Below are 25,407 nucleotides of genomic sequence, written 5' to 3'. Positions count from 1 at the left end.
ATGAGTCTGGACGCACGGAAGCAATCTTTTTTCAGTGACAGTAAACCTGCCTGCGCATTGCGCGGACATTGGGTGAGCTTTGGCCTGGTTGATGAGCTTGGGGCTGGAAAGCCCTATGGTGGTCTGCCCTACAGTATTTACGACAGTGCAGGGCAACAGTACAAAGGCCGATTGAATGGAGACGGTTTCGCCAAGTTGTCAGATATTTATTGCGGCCCTGTAGTACTTGTTTTTGAAGGCCTCTATTCAGGCCTGGAGCAGCCGTATCATCACTTGATGAAGCGCCGCACTTACAAGCTTCCTATCACCGAACTTCAATGTCGAGCCGAACAAACTCGGTTTGTAGCAGAGGATGGGCGCAGAATCGAGAATAACCCTGCTCAGCGGCAAGCCAATAGATTTTATCAAGTTGAAGTACGTGATTTGGTCCGGCAGACCGCCCACTTACCTCCGATGGCTCCTAGGGCTCATCAACCCAAACGTCATGCGTTAAAAATGATCGCCGATCTGGGATTCGGCCCGCCCCAACCAGCCTTGGCCGGGGTCGTGCTGTTCCCCAATAACCATACCGTTCTGGAGGTGCGGCCACTGCGAGCCTTGCGCCCCATGCTTTCTAATGAAGACAACTTTTGCGCCTTGAACCTCTATCAATTGGCATGGATGGCGGCGTTGAGCTATTGCGATTTTGGGCAGGAGCCGCGTAAGAAACCGGTGAGTGAAGTTTGCTTTCCGCTGAGTCCAAGTGTTGGCAATCTGTTTGCCGAACAGCTTTCCGGTTATCAGGAAGCCTGGCGAGTCGACCCCGCGCAAATACAGCGGTTTTATCCGGTTTATGAGGACGTACCTTACTCTCGCCGTTTTGAAATCCTGCCTTTCGATCCTGAGTCATACCCACAAAATCGCCCGGAACTGGAGGAGAAACAGGAGTACCCGGCGCGCTTGCATTTTTTTGATGACGAGCAGTTCGGCACTGACACCCAAGCCTTCATCACTCACCACGAAGAGATAATCTTGATCGCTGTGCGAGGTACATTCAGCAAAGCCGATGCACTACGGGATGCGAACGCCCACCAAGTGCCATTCGTTGACGGCGTTGGTAAGGCGCACGAGGGGTTCTATCAAGCCTATCGGGCGATGCGTGATTTTGTAATGCAATACCTTGATCAGTTTCACATCGGCCAGCGCATCGTAATATGTGGCCACAGCCTGGGTGGCGCCATCGCCTTGCTGCTGGCAGAAGGGCTGCGCCGTATCCCTGATCGCAACTACAACATCCTCCTCTACACCTACGGCGCGCCCCGCGCAGCCGACGCCGAGTTCACCACTGGCGCCGCCGCCCTAGTCCATCACCGTATCGTCAACCACAACGACCCGGTACCCAGTGTCCCGGCCCCGTGGATGAACACCACCGCCAAGCTCTGGATTCCAGGCGCGGTCACGCTATTTGCCGCTCCCGTACCGGGCGGACTGCTGTTCGCTGCAGGGCTGGTACGTATCGGCGCTAACCCCTACCAGCACCATGGTGAACAACAACACTTCATGCCGATCGTGCTGCCGGACGGCACGCACGCCTCAGTGTTGTGGAAACCGGGCTGCGAATCCATCGAGGAGGCCGGCTGTAATCGTGCCTTGCAACTCCACGGTGACATGCCCGAGCGTGACAATCTGCTGAAACAGCTGTTCCAGGCCAACCAGCACTTTATGACCGCCAGCTACATCCCGGCCGCCTGGGCGACGCTCCGGCGCTGGCAGCAAACCCTCGACAGTAATGGCCCGCTGGTGACGGACAGGGAGTTTGCATTGCTCGACCATGCCCTTGAGACCATGCGCCAACAGCTGCGAGACAAACGCCGTGAGCTGGCTCGTCGGCGCCCGGTCAATGACCGGGCCTATGAGTACCACGAGCCCTTGAACGTCGAGATCGACCGCTTGCATACCAGTCGTGAGCGGCTCGCCAGCCTGCGCTGGCGTCGGCTGGAGGCGCGTGAGGTGTATGGAAGCTACGCGCAAGTCGCGCACTTGCAGCCCAGCCTCAAGCGTTGGTTCAGCCACCGAGAAAACCGTGAGCCGGTGCAGGTCGCCAGCATCCCGGAACCCCTGCATACCGAGTGGGGAAGGGCGCAACCGCTGGATATTGACTCGATCGTCTGACCCAGCCTGTCACCTAAACTCCACGTGCGCAGGCTGACGTTTCATCAACACCTGGCCATTGCGGATCGAGTACAGCGCCGAGCCCTGGCTGCGCACTACCTCGTAGTCGCTGTCCGCCGAGAGGATCAGCAGGTTGGCCGGGCGCCCGGGCTCCAGGCCGTAACGCTCGCCCAGGGCCATGGCCTTGGCGCTGTTGTCGGTGACCAGGTCGAGGGCGCTTTGCAGGTTGCGGTAGCCGAGCATATGGCAGATGTGCAGCCCGGCTTCCAGTACGCGCAGGATGTTGCCGTTGCCCAGGGGGTACCAGGGATCGACGATGGAGTCCTGGCCGAAGCATACGTTCATGCCGGCTTCCAGCAATTCGTTGACGCGGGTGACGCCGCGGCGTTTCGGGAAGTTGTCGAAGCGGCCTTGCAGATGGATGCTTTCGGTGGGGCAGGAAACGAAGCTGATCCCGGAGTGCCCCAGCAGGCGGAAGAGTTTGGCGCAGTAGGCATTGTCGTAGGAGCCCATGGCCGTGGTGTGGCTGGCGGTGACACGGGCGCCCATGGCGCGGCTGCGGGCTTCTTCGGCCAGCACTTCAAGAAAGCGCGAGTGCGGGTCGTCGGTTTCGTCGCAGTGCACATCCACCAGGCAGCCGGTGCGTTCGGCCAGGTCCATCAGGAACTTCACCGAACTCACGCCTTGGTCGCGGGTGTATTCAAAGTGGGGGATGCCACCGATCACGTCGGCGCCCAGGCGGATGGCTTCTTCCATCAGCTCGCGGCCATTGCGGTAGGACTCAATGCCCTCCTGCGGAAAGGCGACGATTTGCAGGTCGATCAGGTGCGTGCTTTCTTCGCGCACTTCAAGCATCGCCTTGAGCGCCGTGAGGTCGGGGTCAGTGACGTCGACATGGGTGCGCACGTGCTGGATGCCATGGGCGGCGAGGGCCTGGATGGTCTTTTTGGCGCGGGTCTTGGTGTCTTCCTGAGTGATGGTGGCTTTGCGTTCGCCCCAGCATTCAATGCCTTCGAACAGGGTGCCGCTCATGTTCCAGCGCGGCTCGCCGGCGGTGAGCGTAGCGTCGAGGTGAATATGCGGTTCGACGAAGGGCGGGATCACCAGGTTGCCGGCGGCGTCGAGGTCGCCGGGAGCCAGCACGGGCGCTGTGGCTTGTGGGGTGATGCTGGCGATCCGGCCGTGTTCCAGGTGCAGATCATGCAGGCCTTCACGGTTGCGCAGGCGGGCGTTGATGATGTGCATGGGCAAGTTCCTCTTGGCTAAAAACAATCAGGCAGACAGCCGCCAGATCATCAGGGCAATACCAATGTCCAGGCGGTCATAAGCGTTATCCAGCGTCAGGCCGCACAAGGCTTCGATACGCTGGACGCGGTGCGTCAGGGTGTTGCGGTGTACGGCCAGGCGCTGGGCGGCGGCCACAAGGTTACCATTCTCGTGAAACCAGGCTTCCAGGGTAGGCATCAGGCTGGCCCCGTGGTGCAGGTCATGGCGCAGCAACGGGCCCAGGCGTTCGTTCAGAAACTGGTCAAGCAGCGCGCGATCACGCACACCGCTGAGCAGCTTGAGCACGCCCAGTTCGTCATACACGCACAGGCCGGCGCGCTCGCTGAAGCGACGTGCGGCGGTCAATGCCTGGCGGGCTTCATCCTGTGCCTGGGCCAGGCGCGCTGGCGGGTGCGCAGCGGCGCTCAGGCCGATAAATAGTTTAAGCGGCGCCAGGCGCAGGTTGAGCGGGTTCAACCAATTGACCAGTTGCTGGCGGTTGGCCAAGGCCGCGACCGCATCCGCAGCCGGCAGCAGCACACTCCATTGCCCGGCGCGTCCGAGTACCGGCAACACCGCCGACAGCTGGCGCAAGCGGCGACTGATACCATCGTGTTGCCGCGCCAGTTGGGCCTCCACTTGCGCCGCGTCGCCCTGGGCGAACAACACCTCGCTGCCTTCCAGCTGCAGTTGGGCCACCTGCCATTGCCCCGCCAGCGACATGCCCAATTGCATGGCGCGGTGCAGCAGCAAGTCCAGGGATTGGTAGTCGCCGCTCAGCAAGCGCTCCAGCACGTCGTGCCGCGAGCGCCCCAGTTGCTCGGACTGGATCAACGCCGAACCGATGGCCTGGGTCACCAGCACCATTTTCAGCGAGTAGGGCTGTTCGATCAGCGGCATGCCGGCGGCTTCTGCGGCGTCGAGCAAGCGCTGGGGAATCGCCTGGATATACGCCGGCCCTGTGAGGATCACCAACCCGGCCACTTGGCGCTGGCAGGCTTCGTCCAGCAGTTGCAGCAAATTGGCCTCGTCCCGTGGGTGGTTGATACCGGTGACGAACACCAGTTCACCGCCCAGCACCCATTCGGCTATCCCGCTGTTTTCCGCCACATAGGGCCAGCGCACGACGTTATCCAGGCCGGCCTCTGCGGTGCGCAGGCGCATGGATTCCAGGCCCGGCAAGGCCAGCACATCGGCGATGGTCAGGCTCATGCCCGGGCGTCAGCCAAGGGCGCACGCACGCGCAGGACGGCGCTGAGTGCGATGTAGGTCAGTGATGCGGCAACGATGCCCACCAGCGGCGCGACCCACGGTGAGTTGAATGCCAGCACGGTGCCCACCGCGTACGCCATCAGCCCCGGCCAGTTGAAGGCCGGCAGGCGCGCATCCGCCAGACGCGGGTACTGGCCGCGATAGCGATAGAAGAAGTCCGCCATAATCACCCCGCCAATCGGCGGGATCACGGTGCCCAGCAGAATCAGGTAGGGCACCAGCAGGTCGTACATGCCCAGCAGCGCCAGCAGGGTGCCGATCACCGCACCGGCCAGGGTCACGGTTTTGCGGCGTTTGGTGCGCAGCAGGTTGCAGCCGGCCACGGCAAAGTTGTAGATCGTATTGTCCTGGGTACTCCAGATATTGAGCAGCAACATGGCCATCGCCGCCATGGCGAAACCTTGCAGCAGCAATACTTCCACCACGTCGGGCTGCTGATAGACGATGGCGCCGTAGGCCCCGATCAACACCATCAAGCCATTGCCGATAAAGAAGCCGATCAGGCTGGCCAGCACGGCGACCTTGGCCGAGCGGGAAAACCGCGTCCAGTTGGTCGCCTGGGTAGCGCCGCTGACAAAGGTGCCAAACACCAGGGTGATCGCCGTTGAAAGGCTCAGCTCGCCAGTCGGCACCACCGCCAGCAGGCCGTCCAGCCCACCGACTTTCACGGTGGCCACCCACATCGACAGGAACAACAGGATGCCCATGGCGGGCACGGCGATGTAGGACAGGATCTCCAGCCCGCGATAGCCAATGTAGGCGGTGGCGCAAAACACCAGGCCGAACAGCACCATCAACGCCAGTACGCTGCCCTGGCTCAGTTCGAAATATTTGCCAAGCACCACGGCGGCGGTGGCGGTGCCCCAGGCGTACCAACCGATCTGGGTAAAACCGAGGATCAGGTCACTGAGCTTGCTGCCCACTTCGCCAAAACAGAAGCGCCCCATCAGCACCGAATTCAACCCGCTCTTGAAGGCGATGTAACCCAAGCCTGCGGCGTAGATACCCAGCAACAGGTTACCCAGGGCCACTACGCCGAGCATCTCGGTGAAGCTGAAGGCCACCCCCAGCTTGCCGCCGGCAAACATGGTCGCGGTAAAAAAGGTGAAGCCCAACAGCACCATGGCGGTGGACGCCAGGCCTTTGCGCGCATGCATGGGGACTTCGCTTAAGGGGTAGTCATTGCCCGGTTCTTGCTGCGTCATGTGCTTTGCTCCCTGAATGAGTGACGCAGGCGTATTGCACCGCCCGTGCCAGATCGGCGGCAGTGACGGGCGCACGGTGAGCGTTGTGCACTGTGCACAGTATTTATAGCCATACAGCAGAAAAACGCAGGCGGGAGTGTTCGCCGTGCCCAATCGGGCACGAAAGCGGTGCAGCGGTGATACAAATTGGATCAGTCGAACAGGGTCTGTGTGGTCTCGCCGCGATGAAAGGCAAACGCTGCCTCCAGATCACTTTCGATGGTGCGCCCACGGGACAGCGGCGGCAGCTCATCCAGCGCGAAAAAGCCTACGTCAGTGGTTTCGAACCCGGCGACCGGTGCCAGTTGATCCACCCGGTCACACAAGAAATACAGCTTGTAGAAGTCCCGCACATCTGGCCGGTACGCCCGCTTGGCCTTGTGAGTGACGCTATACAGCGCCCGTGCGGTAACGCTCAGCCCGGCTTCCTCGCGAATTTCCTTGATAATGTTTTCCGCCGCCGACAAACCGATATCGGCATAGCCCCCTGGCAGGGCCCAGCAGCCGTCGGTCAGTTCGCGCACCAGCAAAATTCGGTTGCCCTCGATGACTGCGCCGCGTACATCGATCATCGGCGTGGAATAGCGCTGGGCGAAATCCGTGACCAGCCCGGTAATGCGCTCCAGCGGCACATTGCCCAATTGCGCCAGCATGCTGTGGGCAATCTCGGCAATTTCTTCCAGGCGCTCGCGCTCGAAATCATCGGTGCAAAAGTGCAGCCCGGTGGAGGCCAACGCCTGCAGGCGTTTGGCTTGGGCCAGCCAGGTGTTTTCCATGACGTTCTCCTAGAGGTGCTTGCTCAGGTACAGGCGGAGGGCGGGGCGCAGCATGCTGGCGTGCTCCTTGTGGGCAGGAGCCACGACTGTAAGGGAGGCGGGCACAAAAAAACCACCGCAAGGGTGGTTTTTTCATCACGCGGGCTTACTCGCCGCGATAGATGCAGCCGCTGGTGCAGGTCTCATGGATGCGGATCGCACTGAGTTCCGGCAGCAGGGGCTTGAGTTCATTCCAGATCCATTTGGCGAGTACTTCGCTGGTCGGGTTTTCCAGGCCGGGGATGTCATTGAGGTAGTTGTGGTCGAGGCGTTCGTAGAGCGGCTTGAAAATCGCCTTGATCTCCGAGAAGTCGCGAATCCAGCCGGTATGAGGGTCCAGGTCGCCGCTCAGGTGGATCGCCACCTTGAACGAATGCCCGTGCAGCCGCCCGCATTTGTGGCCTTCCGGTACGTGCGGCAGGCGGTGGGCGGATTCGAATGTAAATTCCTTGAAGATTTCCACAGTGTTTTCAGCTCGGTCAGTATCTGGCAGGCGGCGAGTTTAACAGCTTGATCCCTCTGCGCGCATACCGCTGGGTCAGAGGGCCTGCAAGCGTTCGCCCAGTTGCCCGTTATCCGCCAATTCAAGAAACTCGTCGCCCAGCCGCCGGCTCTCGCTCATCGCGGTCTGCCAGTACTTGTTGCGGCTCGGGTCATCGCCCATAAAGCGCTTGAAGTCGCTGCGGTCCGGCAGTTTGCCGTGGGGCAGACGCGCCAGGTAATCCTTGGACGGGGCCAGCAGCAAAACGTCCTGCAGGCCTTCTTGACTGCTTCGTCGCCAAGGCAGGCCCTTGTCGAACCAGCCGGGGATGACCCGGTCGGTGAAGTGCGGGTACAACACGATGTCGCCGCCGTGGTAGGGCAGGTCGAGGTGGTAGTCCAGCAGGCCGCCGTCACGGTAGGTCCCAGCCCCGGCGCCGGGCAGGTCGCGCACGCCTTGCATCACCATGGGGATCGAGCCCGACGCCAACAGCGCCTGGCGCAGGTTGCCCAGTTCCAGGCTGAGGAAACGCGACGGGAAATCCGTCAACGCATGCAGTGGGGGTGGCTGGCGCGGATCATGGATGATCAGCCGCTCAAAATGCCGCGCCAGCCGCGCACGGCCGCGCAGGTTATCGGCGATCACCGACGACAGCCCCAGGCCCAGGCGCCCGCGATGGTCATCGGCGAGCAGGCCGTGGCTTTTGACCACCATGATGTTCAGCCGGTAGTCGGGGTTGTCGAGCACCCGCGCATCGCGGCCGGCCAGCAGGTCGTCGAGCATGCGCCGGCAGCTTTGGCTGACCTCGGCCATGCTCACGCCTTTTGCAAAGCTCTGTTCGTTGTACAGGCGGCCAAGGTCGAGCAGGCCCTGCACCGGGTCGGGCAGGCAGGCACTGGCAAAGCGCCAGGAGCCGATGGACGCGCCGATCAAGGCGCGCTCCCGTGGCGCACGCGGCAGCCAGTCGCCGAACAGCGCCAGGTCCAGGCCCTGGATGCCCAGTGCCTTGGGGCCGCCGGCTGCACCGGGGAGGATGCCGACATCCGCAGGCTTGAGGCCTTGTTCGCGAATACGGGCAAAGGCGCGTTTGCCGGCCTTGAGGGTCAGGGCGGGAAACTTGATGTGGGTGGCTGTCATACCAGTCTCTGTCGAAGCGAGCGGGGCAGTATAGAAAATCTCGCACGGGGTGGGAAAAAGGCTTACCCGAAATTGCCATGGTGGCAATTCAGTTTCAGTTAAGTTGCAGCGCGTAGCGTAGGGCGACGTAGGAAAAACATCATGTAACGGAGACTTATCATGAAGCGCCTCACCGCTCTGGTCGCCGCCGCTATTATCGTCTCCACGGCAACCCAGGCCGCAGCTGTGGACCCCGACAAGCCACTGAGCGTGCCTGCCACTGTTACTATTGTCGCGTTCGATCAACTCGAAGCCACGGCCCTGGCCCTGCACCCGGGTTCGACGCTGCTGGACACCGACCTGGACGAGGCTTACGGCAAGTACGTGTATGAAGTCGAACTGGAAGATGCCGACGGTATTGAATGGGATATTGAATTGGACGCGCTCTCCGGGCAGGTTCTCAAGAATCATCAGGATACGTAATGAAGGTAAATTTACGCACCGGCAGTCGAGCGGCGCTGGTGCTCATGGTTTTCTGCTCAAGCCTGGCGGCCCGCGACCTCAATCAGGATGAGGCCCTGGCGCTGCGCCAGCAGGGAGTGATCCTGCCGCTGGAGCAACTGTTGCAACAAGCCATGGCCCGCCATCCCGGCTCGCGGCTGCTGGAGGCTGAGCTGGAGAAAAAGCACGGCCAATACGCCTATGAGGTGGAGCTGGTGACCACCGACGGCGTGGTGCGCGAGATCAAGCTGGACGCCAGCACCGGTGTGCTGATCAAAGATGAGGAAGACTGATGCGCCTGCTCCTGGTGGAAGACAACGTACCCCTGGCCGATGAACTGCTGGCCGGCCTGCAGCGCCAGGGCTATGCCGTCGACTGGCTGGCCGATGGGCGCGACGCCGCGTATCAAGGCCGCAGCGAGCCCTATGACCTGATTATCCTGGACCTCGGCCTGCCCGGTTTGCCTGGGCTTGAGGTGTTGGCACAATGGCGTGCGGCCGCGCTGGCCACTCCGGTGCTGATCCTCACCGCCCGCGATTCCTGGGCCGAGCGCATCGAAGGGCTCAAGGCCGGTGCCGACGATTACCTGAGCAAACCCTTCCACCCCGAAGAGCTGCACCTGCGTATCCAGGCGCTGTTGCGCCGTTCCCATGGCCAGGCCAACCAGCCCACCTTGCAAGCCGCCGGCCTGCACCTGGATGAGGGCCGCCAGTGCGTGCTGCGCGATGGCGATGAGATCCAACTGACGGCCGCCGAGTTTCGCCTGTTGCGCTACTTCATGTTGCACCCGGAACAAATCCTTTCAAAAAGCCACCTGGCCGAGCACCTGTACGACGGTGAGACCGAGCGCGACTCCAATGTGCTCGAAGTGCACGTCAACCACTTGCGCCGCAAGCTGGGCCGCAGCGTGATCGAAACCCGGCGTGGCCAGGGTTACCGCTTTGGCGCCAGCCCTGCATGAAGTCAATTCAGCGGCGCCTGAGCCTGGGCCTGATCAGTGTGATGGTGATTGTCGGCGTGGTGCTGGCGCAAACCAGCCTGTGGTTGTTCGAGGCGGGTTTGCAGCGTTATCTGGAAGCCGGTCTGCGCAACGACGCCGAGAATCTGCTGGTGGCGCTGGTGCGTGGGCCCCATGGGGTGCAGCTGGATGAGCAGCGCCTGTCGCCGGCCTATCAGCGACCGTTTTCCGGGCATTATTTTCGCATCGACTTTGCCGATGTTCACTGGCGCTCCCGTTCGCTATGGGATCAGGAGCTGCCGCGGTTGCCCGAGGCTGGCCTCAAGGGCAACCTGCAACTGGGGCCTGAAGGTCAGCAACTGCTGGTACTGCGTTCGGACTACAAACGCTTTGGCCAGTCGATTTCCATCAGTGTGGCGCAGGACTACACCCCAGTGCGCGAAAGCTTTCGCCTGATGCGTCAGATTGGTCTGGTCATCGGGTTGGCCGCCCTGTTGCTGGTGTTGGTCCTGCAACGCGTCACCGTGCGCCGCGCCTTGCGCCCGCTGGAGACTGCTCGCGAGCAGATCGCCCAACTGCAACAGGGCCAGCGCTCGCAACTCGACACCCAAGTGCCGCTGGAGCTGGAGCCGCTGGTGGCGCAGATCAACCATCTGCTGGCCCACACCGAAGACAGCCTCAAGCGTTCGCGCAATGCCCTGGGCAACCTTGGGCACGCCCTGAAGACGCCGTTGGCCGTGCTGCTGAGCGCGGCCTCCAGCGAAGCGCTCAAAGACCACCCCGAATTGGGCAAACTGCTGCGCGACCAATTGGAACAGGTGCAACAGCGCCTCAACCGCGAACTCAATCGTGCCCGACTGGCTGGCGAAACATTGCCCGGCGCCTTGTTCGACTGTGAAAAAGAACTGCCCGGCCTGCTGGCCACGTTGAACATGATCCACGGCGACCACTTGGACCTCAGCTACCACGTCGCCCCGGGCCTGCAACTGCCGTGGGACCGTGAGGACCTGCTGGAGTTGCTGGGCAACCTGCTGGACAACGCCTGCAAATGGGCCGACGCCGAAGTGCGCCTGACGGTCAGTGAGTCAGAAAAAAGCTACCTGCTGGCCGTGGAAGACGACGGCCCCGGCATCCCGGAAACCCAGCGTGACCAGGTGTTCAGTCGTGGCGCGAGGCTGGATGAACAGATCGACGGCCATGGCCTGGGGCTGGGGATCGTGCGGGATATCGTCGAGGTGTGGGGTGGGGTGTTGCAGTTGCAGGAGAGCGAGTTGGGCGGGCTTAAAGCGCTGATTGAATTGCCCAAACGCCAAAGCTGAGACACCAGAGAACTAAATGTGGGAGCGGGCTTGCTCGCGAATGCGGTACATCAGTCGACATTTCCGGTGACTGGCAAACTGCATTCGCGAGCAAGCCCGCTCCCACATTGGATCTCCTTTAGCCTTCACACCCGGAACTGATCCATCAACCCCTGCTGCTGATTCGCCAGGCTGTTCAACGCCTGGCTCACCCGCGCCGATTCGTTCGCCTGCTCCGACAGCGACTCGGTCACATCCCGAATCGTCGCCACATTGCTGTTGATCTCCTCGGCCACCGCGCTTTGCTCTTCGGCGGCGCTGGCGATTTGCAGGTTCATGTCGCTGATCACCGTGACCGCAGCGCCGATCTGGCGCAGCGCGGTGACCGCCTCACCGACTTGTTCAACGCTGCCCTGGGCCTGGCGATAGCTGTTGCCCATGGAACCGACAACATCCGTGGTGCCGCTTTGCAATTGCTCGATCACCAGACGGGTTTCTTCCACCGACTCCTGAGTGCGTCGCGCCAGGTTGCGCACTTCATCGGCGACCACGGCAAACCCACGGCCGGCCTCACCGGCGCGGGCGGCTTCGATGGCGGCGTTGAGCGCCAGCAGATTAGTCTGCTCGGCAATCCCACGAATCACTTCCAGTACTGAACCGATTTTCTCGCTGTTGGCGGCCAGCCCTCGACCTGGGCCATGGCGGTGCTCATGTCGGCCGCCAGGTGCCCGATATTGGTGGTGGTGCGGTCGATCACCGTCAGGCCGTCGCGGGTGGCCTGGTCGGCATTCCTAGCGGCCTGGGCCGCCTGGGCGGCGCTGCGGGCCACGTCCTGGGCGGTGGCGCTCATTTCGTGGGATGCGGTGGCCACCTGGTCGACCTGGCGGTATTGCTGCTCCATGCCGGCGCTGGTTTCAGTGGCAATCGCCGCCGACTGGTCGGCGGTGCCACGGGCGTCCTGCACCGAGCGTTTGACCTCGGCAATGATCGGTTGCAGTTTGTCGAGGAAGCGATTGAACCAGCCGGCCAGTTGGCCCAGTTCATCCGGTTTGTCGTAGGCCAGGCGCCGGGTCAGGTCGCCTTCGCCACTGGCGATGTCTTCCAGCATATGCGCCACACCGAGAATCGGCCGGGTCACGCTGCGCGCCATCAACCACACCAGGATCAGGCCGACCACGGCGGCCAGCAGGCCCAGGCTCAGTTCGAGCAGGGTGCCGCGCGTGTTGTCCGCGTCCATCTGGGCTTTCAGCGCTTCGGCGGGGCCCACCAGGACTTTCTCCGGTACATCCAGCAACACGCCCCATGGCTTGCCGTCGGGAATCGGTGCGAACGGCGCCAATACCTTGAGCTGATGGTCGGTGCGCAGGCTGCGCACCTGTTTACCCTCGGCCAGGGCGCTGATCAGTTGCGCACCGCTGGCGGTGTCGACCTGGTCCAGGCGCTGGCTGAGCTTGGAGGCATCCGGGCTGTAGCCTGCGAGCAAGCCGGTGGGGCTGAGGATGCTGACCTGGGTCTGGCCGTCATACAGCTTGTGGCTGGCTTGTTGGCTCACGGCCTGCAGGCTGTTGAGGTTGATGTCCACCGACAGCGAGGCGATGACTTTGCCATTGACCATCAACGGGAAGACGATGCTGGTCATCAGCACGTTTTGCCCGTCGATCACATAAAAATAGGGTTCGATCACGCACGGCTTGAGGGTGGTGCGCGGGCAGGTAAACCAGGCGTTGGCCTTTTCGCCGCTGGGGCCGACGGAGGTGTCGGACATGTCGCTTTCAGGCAGTGGCATAGAGGTCAGCTTGCCGGGTGTCGGCTGCGACCAGTACAGCGCAAACCGGCCTTTGTCGTTACTGCCCAGTTCCGCCTGGTTGGCGAACAGCTCGTCCTTGCCGTCCAGGGCATTGGCTTCAAATACCAGCGACAGGCCGAGCAAGTCCGGGTTGGCCTGCAGCGCGGCCTTGACCTGGCGGGTCAGGTCTTCGCGGGTGTCGAAGGCATCGAGAAAGCGTTTTTCCGCCTGCTCGCGCAGGAACAGGACCTGGCGCGAAAAACCATGGCCGTACTGGTAGGCGTCCATGAATTGGCGGCGAATGCCCAGCGCCTGGGCTTCACCCTGGGCTTCGATGCGCGCCTGGGCGGCCTCATCGAGCATGTGCATGCTGGACGCCTTGACCTGCTCAGAGCTCTGTTCCATGCGATACAGCGACAGACCCACCAGCAGGGTCACGATCCCCAGCAGGCAAAGGCCGGCGAGCAGGGTGATTTTCCATTGAATGGACAGCTGTCTGAGGAACATCGAGGAGCATCCTTAACCTGAAACACAGAGAGCCTTTGTATCGGCCGCTGTTCTCGGTTCTTTATTATTTAAACGTTCAATTGAAATTTGAAAGCGACGCCGTTTTTTGACATGCGCGCCCGCCTGCTGCAAAGTGCGCGCCCTCTAATAAGACCTCCTTCAGCCCGCACGCCGGCCGCCAACCCCATGGCCGCCGGGGCGCAGGCATGCCTGTTTTTATGTTTTTTGCTTGAGGTAACCATGATTAACGCAGTCATCGCCGCGGTCGGCACCATGCTGGTGCTCAGCCTGTCCCGCGTGCATGTGGTCATCGCCATCATCGTCGGCGCCCTGGTGGGTGGCCTCACCGGTGGCCTGGGCATCGAGGCCACGCTCAACGCCTTCAATGGCGGGTTGGGCGGTGGCGCAACCGTGGCATTGTCCTACGCTTTGCTCGGCGCTTTCGCGGTGGCGATTGCCAAGTCCGGCCTGGCTCACGCTCTGGCGGACAAGGCGCTGCTGCTGGTGGACCGCCAGGAAGCCAGCGGCGGCAGCCACGTCAAATGGCTGCTGATCGGCCTGTTGTGGGTGGTGGCGATTGCCTCGCAGAACATCCTGCCGATCCACATTGCGTTTATCCCGCTGCTGGTGCCGCCGCTGCTTTACGTGCTGACCAAGCTGCAACTGGACCGTCGCCTGATCGCCTGTGTGATGACCTTCGGCTTGATCACGCCGTATATGTTTCTGCCGGTGGGCTTCGGCAATATCTTCCTCAACCAGATCCTGCTGGCCAACGTGGCCAAGAGCGGGGTGGATATCAGCCAGGTCAACGTCACCCATGCCATGAGCCTGCCTGCGCTGGGCATGGTGGTGGGGCTGTTGGTGGCGGTGTTTGTCAGCTATCGCAAAAAACGTGTGTATGACCTGGAGAAAATCGAGCGGGTCGAGCAGGTGGCGGTGCAATACAACCCACTGACGCTGCTGGTGGCCGGGCTGGCGATTGCTTCGGCGTTTATCATTCAGTTGTGGCTGGACTCGATGATCATCGGTGCGCTGGCTGGGTTTTTGATCTTTTCGGTATCGGGCATTGTGCGGTGGCGCGACACCGACGACCTGTTCACTGAAGGCATGAAAATGATGGCGATGATCGGCTTCATCATGATTGCCTCGTCGGGGTTTGCCGAGGTGCTCAAGGCTACCGGTGACGTGCGTTCGCTGGTGGAAACTTCGGCGGCCTTTATCGGGCATAGCCGGGGGGTGGGGGCGTTGTTGATGTTGCTGGTGGGGCTGCTGGTGACGATGGGGATTGGTTCGTCGTTTTCTACGGTGCCGATTCTGGCGGCGATTTTTGTGCCGTTGTGTGTGCAGTTGGGGTTTAGTCCGGTGGCCATTGTGTGCATTGTTGGGACTGCGGGGGCGTTGGGGGATGCGGGGTCGCCGGCTTCGGATTCCACGCTTGGGCCGACTTCGGGGTTGAATATTGACGGGCAGCATCATCATATCTGGGACACTGTGGTGCCTACTTTTCTGCACTACAATATTCCGTTGTTGGCGTTTGGGTGGTTGGCGGCTATGACGTTGTGAGGTAGGGCGGGGGTATATCCGTTTTTTTGGTAACGGCCGCGTATGGTTCCGCTCTTACAGCGGGTCACTTTTTGAAGAGCGCAAAAAGTAACCAAAAACGCTTTGCCCCATCACTCGGCACCTCGCCTCCGGCTCGGTGTGCCCTCACGCAGGCTTGAATCCGTGGGCCGCCGCGATGGGCCATCCATGGCCCAGCGCGGCTAACCCGGCGTCCTGCCGGGTTGCCCACGGATTCAAGCCTGCGTTCGGCCAGCGTGATTGACGGGGCGCCTCAGATCAAGATCACAGTCAAAAGCCCTAGATCAAAAGATCGCTGACTTCGTCAGCGGTAAGGATGTAAGGGCCAGATCAAAAACAAAGCAAAGCACGGCGGCCTGACAGCCGACCTCGGTCAAATGTGGGAGCTGGCTTGCCTGCGAAAGCATCAACTCGGTGTGCCTGATGTACCGAGGTGCCTGCATCGCAGCGATGCGGCGACCCGACAAGCCAGCTCCCACAGAAAAGCCAATCCACTGCGTACCCGCTCTTGATCCACACCACTCAGGTCGGCTACTAGGCCGCCGTGCTCTGCTTTTGACTTTGATCTGAGGCGCCCCATTAACCACGCTGGCCGCACGCAGGCTTGAATCCGTGGGTAACCCGGCAGGACGCCGGGTTAGCCGCGCTGGGCCAAGGATGGCCCATCGCGGCGGCCCACGGATTCAAGCCTGCGTGCGGCCAGCGTGATTGACGGGGCGCCTCAGATCAAGATCACAGTCAAAAGCCCTAGATCAAAAGATCGCTGACTTCGTCAGCGGTAAGGATGTAAGGGCCAGATCAAAAACAAAGCAAAGCACGGCGGCCTGACAGCCGACCTCGGTCAAATGTGGGAGCTGGCTTGCCTGCGAAAGCATCAACCCGGTGTGCCTGATGTACCGAGTTGCCTGTATCGCAGGCAAGCCAGCTCCCACAGAAAAGCCAATCCACTGTGTTCCCGCTCTTGATCCACACCACTCAGGCCGGCTGTCAGGCCGCCGTGCTCTGCTTTTGACTTTGATCTGAGGCGCCCCATTAACCACGCTGGCCGCACGCAGGCTTGAATCCGTGGGTAACCCGGCAGGACGCCGGGTTAGCCGCGCTGGGCCATGGATGGCCCATCGCGGCGGCCCACGGATTCAAGTCTGCGTGCGGGCACACCGAGCCTAAGCGAGGTGCCGAGTGGTGGGGCAAGAGCCTTTTGGTTACTTTTGGGCTCCTTTCAAAAGTGACCCGCCGTAAGGGCGGAACCAATCCCAGCCGTTACCCCAACAACCGATCCACCCCCAGCCCCCCACCTACAGATATCCCACAACCAGCCGTTAACCTCTCAAGCCGCCTAATAAGAGAGAAAAGCCATGCGTCTGAGTTTAAAGGCCAAAGTCCTGTCCCTAGCCATTGTCCCGGTGCTGCTGTTTGCCGTGGTCATCAGCCTGACCACCGTGTGGATCCTGCAAGGCCAGGCGCGCAACGAGGTGGATGAAACCCGCCAGCGCCTGCTCAACGACGCCAAGGCCACGCTGCAAAGTTATGTGGAAGTGGCCATGACCACCATCAAGCCCCTCTACGACGCAGCCGCCCCCGGCGATACGGCGGCGCGGGCGCAGGTGGTCAAGCTGCTGTCCAACACCAGCTACGGCAAGGACGGCTACTTCTTCGGCTACGACTCCGAGACCATCCGCCTGTTCAAGGGCAACAGCCCGGACGGCGTGGGCAAAAGCTTCAAGGACAACCGCGACCCGAATGGTGTCTACGTCAACCGCGACCTGGTCAAGGTCGGCAAGGACGGTACGCATTACCTGCAATACAGCTCGACCCAGCCTGGGCAAACCGAGCTGGTGCCCAAGATGGGCTATACCGAATACCTGCCCAAGTGGGACATGGTGATCGGCACCTCGGTCAACCTGGACGGCATTGAAGCCCAGGTGGCGGTGGTCGAGGCCAAGGTGAAAACACGCATGGAAGGCGTGCTGCTGAGCATCCTCGGCGTGGCGGTGGTGGTGCTGCTGGTGATCGCCGCCGTCGGCATGCTGCTGGCCAACACCATCTTGCGTCCGCTGCATTTGATGAAGGCCAACCTCGACGATATCGCCGCCGGCGAGGGTGATTTGACCCGGCGCTTGCCCATCACCAGCCAGGATGAGCTGGGCGATCTGGCCGGCGCGTTCAACCGGTTTGTCGACAAGATCCACGGCCTGGTGCGCCAGATCACCGAGATGACCACGCAACTCACCGGCCTGGTGAGCCAGGTGTCCGACCAGGCCCAGCGTTCCGAGCAGGCCATGGAGCGCCAACGTCACGAGACCGACCAGGTGGCCACGGCCATCAATGAGATGTCATCCGCTGCGCAAGAGGTGGCGCGCAGCGCTCAGGGCGCTTCGGTGGCCGCGCAGCAAACCGATGTGGAAGGCCAGGCCGCCAAGCGTGTGGTGGACGGCAGCATCGCGCAGATCCACGCATTGGTGAACGATATCCGCAGCAGCGGCGTGTCCCTCGATAGCTTGCAGCAGGATGTGTCGTCGATTGTCAGCGTGCTCGGCGTGATCCGCTCGATTGCCGAGCAAACCAACCTGCTGGCGCTCAACGCCGCGATCGAAGCCGCACGGGCCGGGGAGGCCGGGCGCGGGTTTGCGGTGGTTGCCGACGAAGTCCGTGCGTTGGCCAGCCGCACCCAAACCAGCACCCAGGAAATCCAGGGCATGATCGACCGTCTGCAAAAAGGCACCGAGGCTGCCGTGGATGCCATGCGCCGTTCCAGTGATGCTGGCGACGGCACCTCAGCCCAGGCCAACCAGGCCGGCGCGTCGCTGGACACCATGGCCCAGTTGATCGGCACCATTAACTCGATGAACGCGCAGATCGCCAGTGCCGCCGAAGAGCAGACGGCCGTGGCCGAAGAGATCAACCGCAGCGTGCATCAGATTGCCGGGGCGGTGGACAGCGTGGCCAATGAAACCCAGTTGGGCGCACAGACCTCGCGCAGCCTGGCCGACCTTGGGCAGCGCCTGGGGCAGTTGGTCGGTCAGTTCAGGATCTGATCAGCCATAGGTTTGTTAATACGAATATACCTATCATCGGCCCTCAGTGAGACTTGAGCCCCAACCACAACAGGGGCTCACTTCCATGCCGCATCCCAACCCGCTTCAGCGCCTGGCTGAACTCCATACCAACACGGTCTGCGACACACTCGATTTTCTGCAACTGCCCGGCGCGGTCGCGCGAAACCCTGGGTTATCACACGCGGCAAAGGAAGAACTCGTGAATGCGCTGAACAAGCGCCTGGCCCACGCCAAACCCTCCGCCACTTACCGCATCATCGACCGCGTGGCCGCACGCCGTGCCGAGGTGGCAGCGATAATTCGCCCTCAAACCCAACCGGCGCCGTGTACAGCCGGCAAGCGGCTGCACACCGACTCAGATGTGGCCCATGCCTTGCTCGACGAAGCCAATGTGGCTGTAGTGCACGGCAGTGCATTCGGGCTGGCGCCGTACCTGCGCATCGCCTACGCCCTGGACGACGACTCGTTGTTGCATGCCTGTGAAGCGATCCGCCGGTTCTGCCTCGCGACCCGCTAAACGTCGCGCATCAGCAAGCCGAACTGCAGGTCCATCTCGGCCGGGAGCGGCACATAGACGGTGTGCCCATCCCCCGGCGCTACCTCGATGGCCTCGCCCTTGGCGTTGTGCAAAGTGGCCAGGTCAAAGTGAAAGTTGCCGCTGGGCGTCATCAATTCCAGGTGGTTGCCCACGGCAAAGCGGTTCTTCACCTTGACCTCGGCCAGCTCTCCTTGGCGCTCGCCGGTCAGTTCCCCGACAAACTGCTGGCGCTCCGACACCGAGCTGCCGTTCTGGTAGTTCTGGTATTCGTCGTGTACGTGGCGGCGCAGGAAGCCTTCGGTGTAGCCGCGCTGGGCCAGGGATTCGAGGTTAGTCATCAGGTTGCGGTCGAAGGCGCGCCCGGCCACCGCATCATCGATGGCCTGGCGATACACCTGGGTGGTGCGCGCGCAGTAGAAATGCGATTTGGTGCGGCCTTCGATCTTCAGCGAGTGCACGCCCATATGGGTCAGGCGCTCCACGTGCTGCACGGCACGCAGGTCCTTGGCGTTCATGATGTAGGTGCCGTGTTCGTCTTCGAAGGCGGGCATCTGCTCATCGGGACGGTTGGCTTCCTGGAGCAGGAGCACCTGATCGGTGGGCGTGCCGAGCCCCAGCGTCGGCTGATACGGCTGGACGATATCGCCAGTGGCGTTTTCCACGGCAGGCGTGGCCTGGTACTTCCAGCGGCACGCATTGGTGCAGGTGCCTTGGTTGGCATCGCGTTTGTTCATATAACCCGAGAGCAGGCAGCGCCCGGAATAGGCCATGCACAGCGCGCCGTGCACAAACACCTCCAGCTCCATGGCGGGGACCTGCTGGCGGATTTCGCCGATCTCTTCCAGCGACAGTTCCCGCGACAGAATTACCCGGCAGATACCGTGCTGCTGCCAGAATTCCACACTGGCCCAGTTCACGGTGTTGGCCTGCACCGACAGGTGGATTGGCATCTGCGGAAAATGCCGGCGTACCAGCATGATCAACCCAGGGTCGGACATGATCAGCGCATCCGGGCCCATGGCGATCACCGGCGCCAGGTCCTTGAGGAAGGTCTTGAGCTTGGCGTTGTGCGGCGCGATGTTCACCACCACGTAGAAGCGCTTGCCCAGCGCGTGGGCCTCCTGGATGCCGAGAGCCAGGTTGGCGTGGTCGAACTCATTGTTGCGCACCCGCAGGCTGTAGCGCGGCTGGCCGGCGTACACCGCATCGGCACCGTAGGCGAAGGCGTAGCGCATGTTTTTCAGGGTGCCGGCGGGGGCCAGCAGTTCGGGGGCGAGAATAGGAGGCATGGTCGCTACTTGGGTCAAAAGTGCGGCAGGGTAGTGCAAGCCTGAACAGGCTTTATTGATCTGGGTCTACGCTAACAACAAAGATGGCACTCACAGGGCTTGCAGCGGACTAAGCACCAGGGCGCACACACGCGGCCTGCTTTTTTTGACATGGACCGGACATGAATCAAACCAACCTGCAATTCAAAACCCTGCTGTTGCTGCTGGCCCTGGTGACCATCGCGTTTATCTGGATATTGCTGCCGTTCTACGGGGCGGTGTTCTGGGCAGTGATCCTCGGCATCATCTTTGCCCCGATGCAGCGCCGCCTGCAGCAGCGGTTCGGCTGGAACCGTAACTTAACCTCGCTGACCACCTTGATGGTGTGCCTGGTGATCGCAATTCTGCCGGTGATCATTACCAGCGTCTTGCTGGTGCAAGAGGGTGCGACGCTCTACAAAAATATCGAAAGCGGCAAACTGGATGTGGCGGGGTATATCGAGCAGTTCAAAAACTTCCTGCCGCCGTACTTCCAGCATCTGTTGGACCGCTTCGGCATGGGCAACCTGGAAGGGCTGCGGGAAAATATCGTCAAGAGCGCGATGCAGGGCAGTCAGTTCTTTGCGACCCAGGCATTCAGCTTCGGCCAGGGCACGTTTGATTTCCTGGTGAGCTTTTTCATCATGCTGTACCTGCTGTTTTTCCTGCTGCGAGATGGCCCGGAGCTGGTACGTAAAGTGCGCACAGCGGTGCCGTTGGCCGAGCCGCAGAAGCGTCGCTTGCAGCTCAAGTTCAACCGGGTGGTGCGTGCCACGGTCAAGGGCAACGTGCTGGTGGCCGTGACCCAGGGTGCGCTGGGCGGTTTGATCTTCTGGTTCCTCGACATTCCCAGTGCGTTGCTCTGGGCGGTACTGATGGCGTTTCTGTCACTGTTGCCGGCGGTGGGCGCGGGCATTGTGTGGGGGCCGGTGGCCGCCTATTTCCTGTTGAGCGGTTCGATCTGGCAGGGCGTGGTGCTGGCCTTGTTCGGGGTGTTTGTGATCGGGTTGGTGGACAACGTGCTGCGCCCGATCCTGGTGGGCAAGGACACCAAGATGCCGGACTACCTGATTCTGATCTCGACCCTGGGCGGCCTGTCGGTGTTTGGCCTGAACGGGTTTGTGATCGGGCCGCTGGTGGCGGCGCTATTTATGTCCAGCTGGGCGCTGTTCGTCGAAAGCAAACCGCGGGTCAAGCTGCCATTACCGTAAACCTCAAGCGTGCAGCCTGAAATTCGAGGCCTGTTGCAGTTGTTGTTCGGCGGCGGACAACGACGTCAATGGGCCGCTGATGGCTTCGCCGTCGCGTACCAGGTACCAGCAGGCGAGCAAACCCAGTTCCCGCAGAGGGGCGGGGACGGCGCTGCCGATAACGGACATGATCTGAACAGTGGGCATAAGTACCTCCAATCGCTATGGAGGTCACATTACGGCGCCGGGCTGTGTAGGAAAAATCACCAATCTCGATAGTCGACATCGACGCGAGGCGTCAGTCCACCACCTGATCGAGCATATTCACTACCTCCTGCTCACTGAGCAAGCCTTTGCGCACCAGGTTTTCCGCCAGCAGCGCGAGGAATTTTGCGCTGCGATGGCCTTCCAGGTGCTTAAGCTCCGTCAGGGCGCTGTACACCTTGCTCGACGTACAGAGGCCAGCGGTGCGGTGTGGGTTTTGCGTGGGCATGGTCAGTCGTCCTTGTTGTTATTGGGTGGACAGGATCGAGAATGAGAGTATGTCGTGACGCAAACATGACAGCGCAAGCCCTGATCAAGCAAGTAGACATTGGCGTCAATCATGTGCGATTACGCCTCATCCATTGTCCTCAGAGCGACCTTGGCACGATAAATTCGGACTTTGCACGCAAAAAAAGGCCCCGCGTGTGGGCGAGGCCAGTGTCAGACGTGATGATTGCCGCTTACCAGCCGCGACCGTAATAGCCGTGGGGAGGGCCGTAGTAGCCACGCGGTGGGCCGTAATAGACCGGCGCCGGCCGGTAATAAACCTGCTGTTGCACATACACCGGTGGTGGCGGTGCGTAATAGACCGGCGGTGGAGCTGCATAGACCGGCTGTGGCTGCACATACACCGGCTGTTGCACATAGACCTCACGGGGTTGGCTGGCAACCACGGAGCCCACGACGGCTGCGCCGACTATCGCACCCAAGACGGCCGGGCCACCCCATCCGCCACCGTGGGCGGAGGCTTGGCCTGCCATAGCGAGTGCACCGATAAGCAAGGCGATCTTGGGGATTTTACGAATCATGGTCATTCCTCGGTTAGCCCCTGCGCTTGTGGTCTGCAATCAATAGACTCAAGTAATGTCGCGGGGATACTTTTAAGACAACGTATTTCTGAAAAACAGCACGGCCGATAGGTAAAGGTTGTGTAAGGTCTGTACCGATTTGCTTACTCAAAGGAGTTTTCCATGCAGATGCACCCCAACAAGGACACCCAACTGTGTATGTCACTGTCGGCGCGCCCCGGGAATTTTGGCCTGCGATTTCATAACCACCTGTACGAACAGCTGGGTCTGAACTTCTACTATAAAGCCTTCAGCAGCCAGGATTTGCCCGGCGCGATAGGTGGTATCCGCGCCTTGGGTGTGCGTGGCTGCGGGGTGTCCATGCCCTTCAAGGAAGCTGCCATCGCCTTAGTGGACGAACTCGACGATTCAGTTCAAGCCATCGACTCCCTGAACACCATCGTCAACACCAATGGGCACCTGAAGGCGTACAACACTGACTACATCGCCATCGAACAATTGCTTAAAAAGCACGCCGTGCCCAAGGATTCGACCTTTGCCCTGCATGGCAGCGGCGGCATGGCCAAAGCCGTGGCCAGCGCCTTGCGCGATGGCGGTTACGCCAATGGCCTGATTGTGGCGCGCAATGAAACGGCGGGCAGGGCACTGGCCCGCAACCTGGGGTATGAGTGGCAGGCGCAACTCGGGGATTTACGCCCGCAGATGCTGATCAACGTGACGCCTATCGGCATGACCGGAGGGGCCGAGGCGGATGCGCTGGCGTTTGCAGCGCAGGCTGTGGATGCAGCGGAGACTGTCTTCGATGTGGTGGCGATTCCCGCCGAAACACCATTGATCGTGCGTGGGCGTGCCCAGGGCAAACGGGTGATTACCGGGCTGGAAGTGATCGCGATCCAGGCGTTGGAGCAGTTTGTGCTTTATACCGGGGTGCGGCCGACACAAGAGCAGTTTGAGGCGGCAGTAGCCTTCGCCCGAAGCTGAAGAACCCTGCAGTGCCAGCGTGGGCGCTGGCTCTGACACCACCTGATCCATCTGGATCAGGTGGCGCTAGCGGGTGGCTGCTTGCGTTTGCCGGTATATTCGGCATCGGCGAAGGGAATCTGCTTCATCGGGGCGTAACGGTTCGATTCGCCTAGAGTGAAATCATTGCCTGGCTTGGCGAAGCACAAGCTCCGACAGACGGGTTTTAACTCGGAAGCAGAACTCACGAATTTGAAATTGGTAGGCCGGCAGAACCATATAGTTGATATCAGAACTAATGGAATCTTTAATTTGCATGTATTTACCAGTCTTGCTGGCAATAGCCTGGTATTCCGCCTCGTATTTAGTGTAGGAGGCTTTGTTGTAGATCTTTAATACATCGAGCTCTTTACGGCACTGCTCAGCGCGATTTTCGTTTACGTTTGTTTCTGACTCTGGCTGAGCGGCCTCCTGCGAAACAGGGTGTGTGGCCTCGGCACTGGCGTGCGCAGATGCTGCCTCATATCGCACAGTATAGGGCGCAGTCGGCTCTGCTGGTGTGGGAGCTGCGGCCTCAGGTGTTGCTTGCTGGGCGACGGCAGGAGGTGGAGTCACTTTGGGTTTTTCTGGAGTTTTCGTAGCGCATCCCGAGAGGGCAAGTCCTACCAATACAGCAATGCCACAAATTTTATACATCGGTTTCACCAAAGAGATAATTATGGACGGCTGAGTCGTTACGTTCTGGCTTAAAGGCAAAAACTCATTCACTGATTGAGTGTAAATTTTCTACCAGCCTCAAGGCGCTCAGCCTCTCTTCCTTGAGTGCGCAGATAATCGATAATAGTAAAAAAACACCGGGATGACGAGTAAAAGCTCGTCAGAAACACCACAAATTTAAGCGGCAGTTAGTGTGGGGCCACGCTGCGCATGACCCCTGAACGGTAACTGAAACACCGCTATCGCGGGCAAGCGCGCGCTCACCGGTTGATCGTGTTTAAGCCTGTTCTAACTGGGCCAAGCGCTCCTCTAACGCCGCAATTCGTGCTTCCAGTTCTTCAATGCGCTCTGCCGAAACACCGCTGGCTGCACCACGCTCCACCGGATTGCCCCGCGCCGCAATAATCGCTTCAATCTCCGCCGGGTCCCCCAGCGCGTGGGTATAACGGTCTTCCCGTTGCCCCGACTGGCGCGGCACCAGCAGTGCCAGCCCTCGCGCAATCAGGCGCTCCAGCTGGTGCACCACCTGCTCGGCGTCTTCAAAATCATGCATGCGCCCGCTGCGGGTCAACAGTTCGTTGACCGTCTGCGGCCCGCGCAGAAACAGCAATCCGGTCAGAATCACCTGGGCCGGCACCAGCTCCAATGCCTTGTCCACGCGATGCTCCCAGCGGTCGGCGCGGCTGCCCATCACCAGGCGTGTAAACCCTTGGCCTTCCAGCGCCCGCAGGCTTTGGCCGACCTGGCCCTGGCTGAGGTTCATCACCGGTTCGCGGCTGGTCTTCTGATTGCAGGCCAGTACCAGGGCATTGAGGGTCAGGGGGTAGGTTTCCGGGTTGGTCGCCTGTTTTTCGATAAGGCAGCCCAGGATGCGGATTTCCGTGCTGTTCAGGCGCGGCTCTGGGGTGTCGGTGGCGTGCTCGGCGGTCATCGCGCTTTCCCTATGCAGTGAGGCCCTTAGCGTAAGCCCGAAAAAATAAAAGACAAGCGGCTGGCATGTCTATAATCGCCGCTGGTTCAAACCGTGCCATTACCCATGAGACTGCCATGACTATTTCCCTGTACGCCGCCTCCATCCCTGTATTCAAGCAAATGCTCAACGCCTTGAGCGATGTGCTGAACAAAGCCGAAGCCCACGCCACCGCCAAGAACATCGACCCGAACGCGTTGCTGCAAGCGCGTCTGTTCCCGGACATGTTCCAATTGGTGCGCCAGGTACAGATCGCTGTCGACTTCGCCAAAGGTGTTTCCGCGCGCCTGGCCGAGATCGAAGTGCCGAAATACGAAGACACCGAAGTGACTTTCGCCGACCTGCAAGCGCTGATCGCCAAGGTCCTGGCCTTTGTCGACACCATCAAGCCTGAGCAAGTCGACGGCAAGGAAGGCATCGAGATCATCACCCGCCCTGGCACGCCTAAAGAGAAGCGCTTCAGCGGCCAGTCCTACCTGCTGACTTACGGCCTGCCGCAGTTCTTCTTCCACGTCACCACCGCTTACGCTTTGCTGCGTCACAACGGTGTGGAAGTGGGCAAGCGCGATTACATGGGCGCGTTCTAAGCATCCAGACACAAAAAAGCCCGGGGGCGTTGA

At 61.0% G+C, this 25,407-nt stretch carries 24 protein-coding genes and 1 pseudogene; 11 read left to right on the top strand and 14 right to left on the bottom strand.

Going from position 1 to position 25,407, the window contains the following annotated elements; genetic code table 11:
* Positions 1–2,151, top strand: a complete 2,151-nt coding sequence (locus tag LRS56_15965) for a lipase family protein (protein ID WDU60411.1) — start codon at positions 1–3, stop codon at positions 2,149–2,151.
* A gap of 9 nt (positions 2,152–2,160) precedes the next feature.
* On the opposite strand, the gene codA is transcribed toward LRS56_15965, so the two are convergent.
* The 6 genes from codA to LRS56_15935 form a co-directional block, all read right to left on the bottom strand.
* Positions 2,161–3,396, bottom strand: coding sequence for a cytosine deaminase (gene codA / locus LRS56_15960; protein WDU60410.1), 1,236 nt, complete (start codon positions 3,394–3,396; stop codon positions 2,161–2,163).
* Positions 3,397–3,423: 27 nt separating this feature from the next.
* Complete coding sequence (locus tag LRS56_15955) at positions 3,424–4,629, bottom strand: PucR family transcriptional regulator ligand-binding domain-containing protein (GenBank protein WDU60409.1); 1,206 nt, start codon at positions 4,627–4,629, stop codon at positions 3,424–3,426.
* A complete protein-coding gene (gene codB, locus LRS56_15950; GenBank protein WDU60408.1) occupies positions 4,626–5,894 on the bottom strand; it encodes a cytosine permease in 1,269 nt (422 codons plus the stop codon). Before codB ends, LRS56_15955 begins: the two co-directional genes overlap by 4 nt.
* Positions 5,895–6,085: 191 nt before the next feature.
* On the bottom strand, positions 6,086–6,709 hold the full coding sequence (locus LRS56_15945; GenBank protein ID WDU60407.1) for an NUDIX hydrolase: 624 nt from the start codon (positions 6,707–6,709) through the stop codon (positions 6,086–6,088).
* Between the two features lie 145 nt (positions 6,710–6,854).
* Positions 6,855–7,211, bottom strand: a complete 357-nt coding sequence (gene queD / locus LRS56_15940; protein ID WDU60406.1) for a 6-carboxytetrahydropterin synthase QueD — start codon at positions 7,209–7,211, stop codon at positions 6,855–6,857.
* Between the two features lie 75 nt (positions 7,212–7,286).
* Entirely contained in the window at positions 7,287–8,366 is a 1,080-nt protein-coding gene (locus tag LRS56_15935) for a patatin-like phospholipase family protein (protein ID WDU60405.1), read from the bottom strand.
* Positions 8,367–8,525: 159 nt separating this feature from the next.
* Here LRS56_15935 and LRS56_15930 point away from each other — a divergent pair, with 159 nt between their 5' ends.
* Genes LRS56_15930 through LRS56_15915 form a run of 4 tightly spaced genes read left to right on the top strand, consistent with a single transcriptional unit; the run spans position 8,526 to position 11,123 of the window.
* Positions 8,526–8,828, top strand: coding sequence for a PepSY domain-containing protein (locus LRS56_15930; protein WDU60404.1), 303 nt, complete (start codon positions 8,526–8,528; stop codon positions 8,826–8,828).
* On the top strand, positions 8,828–9,139 hold the full coding sequence (locus LRS56_15925; protein WDU60403.1) for a PepSY domain-containing protein: 312 nt from the start codon (positions 8,828–8,830) through the stop codon (positions 9,137–9,139). Before LRS56_15930 ends, LRS56_15925 begins: the two co-directional genes overlap by 1 nt.
* Positions 9,139–9,807 carry a response regulator transcription factor gene (locus tag LRS56_15920; protein ID WDU60402.1) on the top strand — a complete coding sequence of 223 codons (669 nt, stop codon included), beginning with the start codon at positions 9,139–9,141 and terminating at the stop codon, positions 9,805–9,807. Before LRS56_15925 ends, LRS56_15920 begins: the two co-directional genes overlap by 1 nt.
* On the top strand, positions 9,804–11,123 hold the full coding sequence (locus LRS56_15915; GenBank protein ID WDU60401.1) for a sensor histidine kinase: 1,320 nt from the start codon (positions 9,804–9,806) through the stop codon (positions 11,121–11,123). The genes LRS56_15920 and LRS56_15915 overlap by 4 nt, the downstream gene beginning before the upstream one ends.
* Before the next feature lie 125 nt (positions 11,124–11,248).
* Here the strand turns inward: LRS56_15915 and LRS56_15910 are convergent.
* Together LRS56_15910 and LRS56_15905 are read right to left on the bottom strand one after the other, a co-directional pair.
* Positions 11,249–11,734: pseudogene (locus tag LRS56_15910) on the bottom strand (methyl-accepting chemotaxis protein).
* A gap of 8 nt (positions 11,735–11,742) precedes the next feature.
* Positions 11,743–13,395, bottom strand: coding sequence for a methyl-accepting chemotaxis protein (locus tag LRS56_15905; GenBank protein WDU60400.1), 1,653 nt, complete (start codon positions 13,393–13,395; stop codon positions 11,743–11,745).
* 243 nt (positions 13,396–13,638) lie between these two features.
* On the opposite strand from LRS56_15905, the gene LRS56_15900 reads away from it, so the two are divergent.
* From LRS56_15900 to LRS56_15890, 3 genes are all read left to right on the top strand, one after another.
* Positions 13,639–14,958, top strand: a complete 1,320-nt coding sequence (locus LRS56_15900) for a TRAP transporter large permease subunit (GenBank protein WDU65760.1) — start codon at positions 13,639–13,641, stop codon at positions 14,956–14,958.
* Between the two features lie 1,373 nt (positions 14,959–16,331).
* Positions 16,332–18,011, top strand: coding sequence for a methyl-accepting chemotaxis protein (locus LRS56_15895; GenBank protein ID WDU60399.1), 1,680 nt, complete (start codon positions 16,332–16,334; stop codon positions 18,009–18,011).
* 85 nt (positions 18,012–18,096) lie between these two features.
* Positions 18,097–18,549 (top strand): aminotransferase class I/II-fold pyridoxal phosphate-dependent enzyme, encoded by a 453-nt coding sequence (locus LRS56_15890; GenBank protein ID WDU60398.1) that lies wholly within the window; start codon positions 18,097–18,099, stop codon positions 18,547–18,549.
* Here LRS56_15890 and yegQ read toward each other — a convergent pair.
* The gene (gene yegQ / locus LRS56_15885) at positions 18,546–19,859 is read right to left on the bottom strand and encodes a tRNA 5-hydroxyuridine modification protein YegQ (GenBank protein ID WDU60397.1); all 1,314 of its coding nucleotides are present in this window, start codon (positions 19,857–19,859) and stop codon (positions 18,546–18,548) included. The genes LRS56_15890 and yegQ overlap by 4 nt on opposite strands.
* A gap of 161 nt (positions 19,860–20,020) precedes the next feature.
* On the opposite strand from yegQ, the gene LRS56_15880 reads away from it, so the two are divergent.
* Positions 20,021–21,088, top strand: a complete 1,068-nt coding sequence (locus LRS56_15880; GenBank protein ID WDU60396.1) for an AI-2E family transporter — start codon at positions 20,021–20,023, stop codon at positions 21,086–21,088.
* A 3-nt stretch (positions 21,089–21,091) separates the two neighbouring features.
* Here LRS56_15880 and LRS56_15875 read toward each other — a convergent pair whose 3' ends face one another.
* From LRS56_15875 to LRS56_15865, 3 genes are all read right to left on the bottom strand, one after another.
* On the bottom strand, positions 21,092–21,274 hold the full coding sequence (locus LRS56_15875) for a hypothetical protein (GenBank protein ID WDU60395.1): 183 nt from the start codon (positions 21,272–21,274) through the stop codon (positions 21,092–21,094).
* A 91-nt stretch (positions 21,275–21,365) separates the two neighbouring features.
* Positions 21,366–21,560 carry a hypothetical protein gene (locus LRS56_15870; GenBank protein ID WDU60394.1) on the bottom strand — a complete coding sequence of 65 codons (195 nt, stop codon included), beginning with the start codon at positions 21,558–21,560 and terminating at the stop codon, positions 21,366–21,368.
* Between the two features lie 232 nt (positions 21,561–21,792).
* Positions 21,793–22,146 (bottom strand): hypothetical protein, encoded by a 354-nt coding sequence (locus tag LRS56_15865; GenBank protein WDU60393.1) that lies wholly within the window; start codon positions 22,144–22,146, stop codon positions 21,793–21,795.
* 156 nt (positions 22,147–22,302) lie between these two features.
* Between LRS56_15865 and LRS56_15860 the strand changes: the two genes are divergently transcribed.
* Positions 22,303–23,121, top strand: a complete 819-nt coding sequence (locus LRS56_15860; protein ID WDU60392.1) for a shikimate 5-dehydrogenase — start codon at positions 22,303–22,305, stop codon at positions 23,119–23,121.
* Between the two features lie 162 nt (positions 23,122–23,283).
* On the opposite strand, the gene LRS56_15855 is transcribed toward LRS56_15860, so the two are convergent.
* Together LRS56_15855 and LRS56_15850 are read right to left on the bottom strand one after the other, a co-directional pair.
* Positions 23,284–23,796: a hypothetical protein gene (locus LRS56_15855; protein ID WDU60391.1), complete on the bottom strand. Its 513-nt coding sequence runs from the start codon at positions 23,794–23,796 to the stop codon at positions 23,284–23,286.
* A 298-nt stretch (positions 23,797–24,094) separates the two neighbouring features.
* Positions 24,095–24,748 (bottom strand): DUF480 domain-containing protein, encoded by a 654-nt coding sequence (locus LRS56_15850; protein ID WDU60390.1) that lies wholly within the window; start codon positions 24,746–24,748, stop codon positions 24,095–24,097.
* 116 nt (positions 24,749–24,864) lie between these two features.
* On the opposite strand from LRS56_15850, the gene LRS56_15845 reads away from it, so the two are divergent.
* Positions 24,865–25,374 (top strand): DUF1993 domain-containing protein, encoded by a 510-nt coding sequence (locus LRS56_15845; GenBank protein WDU60389.1) that lies wholly within the window; start codon positions 24,865–24,867, stop codon positions 25,372–25,374.
* Positions 25,375–25,407: the final 33 nt, after the last annotated feature.

The organism is Pseudomonas poae, assembly GCA_028869255.1.
GTDB classification, from domain to species: Bacteria; Pseudomonadota; Gammaproteobacteria; order Pseudomonadales; family Pseudomonadaceae; genus Aquipseudomonas; species Aquipseudomonas poae_C.
Note: the sequence above shows the minus strand (reverse complement) of the source record. Positions and strands in the feature narration are given on the sequence as shown.

Excerpts from the sequence above, each read along its gene's own strand:
- LRS56_15945 (WDU60407.1), bottom strand. The coding sequence starts at position 6,709 with ATGGAAAACACCTGGCTGGCCCAAGCCAAACGCCTGCAGGCGTTGGCC.
- LRS56_15865 (WDU60393.1), bottom strand. The coding sequence starts at position 22,146 with ATGACCATGATTCGTAAAATCCCCAAGATCGCCTTGCTTATCGGTGCA.
- LRS56_15850 (WDU60390.1), bottom strand. The coding sequence starts at position 24,748 with ATGACCGCCGAGCACGCCACCGACACCCCAGAGCCGCGCCTGAACAGC.
- LRS56_15890 (WDU60398.1), top strand. The coding sequence starts at position 18,097 with ATGCCGCATCCCAACCCGCTTCAGCGCCTGGCTGAACTCCATACCAAC.
- codB (WDU60408.1), bottom strand. The coding sequence starts at position 5,894 with ATGACGCAGCAAGAACCGGGCAATGACTACCCCTTAAGCGAAGTCCCC.
- LRS56_15925 (WDU60403.1), top strand. The coding sequence starts at position 8,828 with ATGAAGGTAAATTTACGCACCGGCAGTCGAGCGGCGCTGGTGCTCATG.
- yegQ (WDU60397.1), bottom strand. The coding sequence starts at position 19,859 with ATGCCTCCTATTCTCGCCCCCGAACTGCTGGCCCCCGCCGGCACCCTG.
- LRS56_15880 (WDU60396.1), top strand. The coding sequence starts at position 20,021 with ATGAATCAAACCAACCTGCAATTCAAAACCCTGCTGTTGCTGCTGGCC.
- LRS56_15845 (WDU60389.1), top strand. The coding sequence starts at position 24,865 with ATGACTATTTCCCTGTACGCCGCCTCCATCCCTGTATTCAAGCAAATG.
- codA (WDU60410.1), bottom strand. The coding sequence starts at position 3,396 with ATGCACATCATCAACGCCCGCCTGCGCAACCGTGAAGGCCTGCATGAT.
- LRS56_15895 (WDU60399.1), top strand. The coding sequence starts at position 16,332 with ATGCGTCTGAGTTTAAAGGCCAAAGTCCTGTCCCTAGCCATTGTCCCG.
- LRS56_15915 (WDU60401.1), top strand. The coding sequence starts at position 9,804 with ATGAAGTCAATTCAGCGGCGCCTGAGCCTGGGCCTGATCAGTGTGATG.
- LRS56_15855 (WDU60391.1), bottom strand. The coding sequence starts at position 23,796 with ATGTATAAAATTTGTGGCATTGCTGTATTGGTAGGACTTGCCCTCTCG.
- LRS56_15905 (WDU60400.1), bottom strand. The coding sequence starts at position 13,395 with ATGTTCCTCAGACAGCTGTCCATTCAATGGAAAATCACCCTGCTCGCC.
- LRS56_15875 (WDU60395.1), bottom strand. The coding sequence starts at position 21,274 with ATGCCCACTGTTCAGATCATGTCCGTTATCGGCAGCGCCGTCCCCGCC.
- LRS56_15920 (WDU60402.1), top strand. The coding sequence starts at position 9,139 with ATGCGCCTGCTCCTGGTGGAAGACAACGTACCCCTGGCCGATGAACTG.
- LRS56_15860 (WDU60392.1), top strand. The coding sequence starts at position 22,303 with ATGCAGATGCACCCCAACAAGGACACCCAACTGTGTATGTCACTGTCG.
- LRS56_15965 (WDU60411.1), top strand. The coding sequence starts at position 1 with ATGAGTCTGGACGCACGGAAGCAATCTTTTTTCAGTGACAGTAAACCT.
- LRS56_15930 (WDU60404.1), top strand. The coding sequence starts at position 8,526 with ATGAAGCGCCTCACCGCTCTGGTCGCCGCCGCTATTATCGTCTCCACG.
- LRS56_15935 (WDU60405.1), bottom strand. The coding sequence starts at position 8,366 with ATGACAGCCACCCACATCAAGTTTCCCGCCCTGACCCTCAAGGCCGGC.
- LRS56_15870 (WDU60394.1), bottom strand. The coding sequence starts at position 21,560 with ATGCCCACGCAAAACCCACACCGCACCGCTGGCCTCTGTACGTCGAGC.
- LRS56_15955 (WDU60409.1), bottom strand. The coding sequence starts at position 4,629 with ATGAGCCTGACCATCGCCGATGTGCTGGCCTTGCCGGGCCTGGAATCC.